This window comes from Hydrocoleum sp. CS-953 (assembly GCF_002260545.1).
Classification (GTDB): domain Bacteria; phylum Cyanobacteriota; class Cyanobacteriia; order Cyanobacteriales; family Microcoleaceae; genus Trichodesmium.
Map to the genome: position 1 here is coordinate 1 of NZ_LGSU01000412.1, position 3033 is coordinate 3033.

Here is a 3033-nt window from a genome sequence, read left to right on the forward strand (position 1 = left end):
TTTGCCAAAATACTTGATTTTCTATTCCCTATTCCCCACTCCCGACTCCCGACTCCCTATAACTTAAATAGGAATTACCCAGAGAATATACATATAGCGCTTAAAACTCAGACGTTCTAGTTTTTCAACTCTATATCTAGTATCTTGACCTAAGTCCTGTTAAAAATACTTTCAATAATTAATAATTACCTCTTCTTATCAAGAAGAGGATTGGCGCTCAAGGAATTTTTTTCTTTTTTTCCATGAATTGAGAGGCTTTATACCTTAATTTTCCGGTAAGCATTCAAGGTGCATCTCAGTATTTGCAAAATACTTTTTTTCTGTTCCCTGTTCCCTGTTCCCTATTCCCTTATTGTAATGAAAAACATTTTATTTGTTCTGTACGAAGATTTTCACTCTAATAGTGCCCTTCATGTACATCATTTTGCTAATAATTTAGTTAAATTTGGTTTTGATTGTCTGGTAACTGTACCGAGAAATAAACAGACTGTTTCTCAGGTAGGAGAACATTTAGCAAATTTATATCAAGTCACAGAATATGGTGAATTTTATCGCTTAAACGAATACTTTAAAAATCAGCAAGGACCCGATGTTGTTCATGTTTGGACTCCTAGAGAAGTTACTAGAAATTACTGTCATAAACTCCGAAAAGCTTATGACTTTAAGTTAGTAATTCATTTAGAAGATAATGAGGAATATGTTCTGGAAAAATACTTAAATAAACCTTTTGAGGAAATTGCTACTGCTAATGGTTCCCTAGAAATCCCCGATAATGTTTCTCATCCCAAAAAATATAAGGAATTTCTGGCAAGTGCGGATGGGGTGACAGTTATTATTGAAAAGTTAAAAGAATTTGTACCTAATAATGTACCGAGTTTAATTTTATGGCCTGGTGTAGAAACTGAGCATTTTTATCCTAGAGATAAAAATCCAGAAATAGCAAAAAAATTTGGCGTTCCTGACAATAATTTAGTTTTTTCTTACACCGGAAATGTTCATGCTGCTAATACTTATGAGGTGAGAAGTTTATATTTAGCAGTGGCAATGTTGAACCGAGAAGGTCAACCTGCTGTTTTAATTAGAACAGGTAGAGATTTCTGTAATTTTTTGGGAGATGATGATAGTTGGGCGCGACAATATGTGATTGAATTAGGATATGTAGACCGGAGTTTAATGCCAGAAATTTTGGCTTTAGCAGATGTGTTAATTCAACCAGGTAGACCTGATAAATTTAATGATTATCGTTTCCCCTGTAAGTTGCCGGAATTTTTAGCAATGGGTAAACCTGTAGTTTTGCCTGCTAGTAATATTGGTTTAGTGATGGAAAATGAGAAAGATGCTTTGGTTTTACCTGTGGTTGATGCGGTTAATATTGTTGATTCTGTGGAAAAATTGTTGAGTGGTAATTCTCTAAATGAAAAGTTAAGTGAGGGTGCAATTGATTTTGCCAAAACTCACCTTAACTGGGAGGAAAATACAAAATTACTGAAATCTTTTTATGAACATATTGGCTAGTTTACTTTCATGTAACTTATTCAACTAAATTGCCTTCTCAAAGATTTAGAAATTTGAGCTAAAAGCAATAGTAGAAATTTTTCATTCTCTGAAGCTCTGGGAAAATAATATGCTCGCTCTTTGCCTAATCAAATCTTTCTATCCATTGTTCCTCAACAGAAAAATACTAACATTTTCATTCTCTGAAGCTCCTGAAAAAANATCAAATCTTTCTATCCATTGTTCCTCAACAGAAAAATACTAACATTTTCATTCTCTGAAGCTCCTGAAAAAAGTCGGCGGCTCAAAGAAATTTCGGTTGCATTCGGACAAAAATTTTGATATTATCAAAAGTAGTGGGTGCTATTCGTCTATATGCATGATTTTTTATTCAACTTAATTTCCCGCTCAAAGATAATTGAAGATTTAGGAATTTGAGCTAAAAGCAATAGTAGAAATTTTTCATTCTCTGAGTGCTTCAGAAAATAATATGCTCGTCCTTTCCCTCATCAAAATCTTTCTATCCATTGTTCCTCAACAGAAAAATACTAACATTTTCATTCTCTGAAGCTCCTGAAAAAAAATCGGCGGCTCAAAGAAATTTCGGTTGCATTCGGACAAAAATTTTGATATTATCAAAAGTNCTAAAAGCAATAGTAGAAATTTTTCATTCTCTGAAGCTCTGGGAAAATAATATGCTCGCTCTTTGCCTAATCAAATCTTTCTATCCATTGTTCCTCAACAGAAAAATACTAACATTTTCATTCTCTGAAGCTCCTGAAAAAAGTCGGCGGCTCAAAGAAATTTCGGTTGCATTCGGACAAAAATTTTGATATTATCAAAAGTAGTGGGTGCTAGTCGTCTATATACATGATTTTTTATTCAACCAAATTTTCCGTTCAAAGATAATTGAAGATTTAGGAATTTGAGCTAATAAGTAATAGTAGAAATTTTTCATCCTCTGAAGCTCTGGGAAAATAATATGCTCGTTCTTTGCCTAATCAAATCTTTCTATCCATTGTTCCTCAACAGAAAAATACTAACATTTTCATTCTCTGAAGCTCCTGAAAAAAATCGGCGGCTCAAAGAAATTTCGGTTGCATTCGGACAAAAATTTTGATATCATTAAGATATATGGTGTTTTCCCGCCTATAAGCATGAGTTTTTATTCAACTAAAATGTTAACGATAGAACTCCATTCCCCTTTCGCTCTGCGAGATCAAATGCCCAACCTAGCGACAGCTATATAGCGAATGTTGTAGAAAGGAAAACCAATCTATAAAAACATCAAATGCCTTCTATATATAGAAAGTATTTCTTAACACCAATAAAACCATAAGCAAAGAAAAAGTAATTCCTTTTAAGAATCCACAAACTGCCAAAATTATTGAATTATAATTATGTATACAAATTCAAAAACTCAATCTATAGCAGTCCTATTTTATTTGTGTATAAAAACCTTACCGCTTTTAGGAAAGAGGGAACAGGGAATAGACGAGAGTTTCAAGTTTTTTATCTACTTTTTGATTACCCGCGACC

The 3033-nt window shown here is 33.2% G+C and carries 1 protein-coding gene; it reads left to right on the top strand.

The window, feature by feature from the left end; translation table 11 throughout:
* Positions 1-357: 357 nt before the first annotated feature.
* On the top strand, positions 358-1515 hold the full coding sequence (locus AFK68_RS04035; protein WP_094671694.1) for a glycosyltransferase: 1158 nt from the start codon (positions 358-360) through the stop codon (positions 1513-1515).
* The last annotated feature ends 1518 nt before the right edge of the window (positions 1516-3033 follow it).

What these genes read in the sequence shown, in the direction of transcription:
- AFK68_RS04035 (WP_094671694.1), top strand. Translation starts at nt 358, where the DNA reads ATGAAAAACATTTTATTTGTTCTGTACGAAGATTTTCACTCTAATAGT.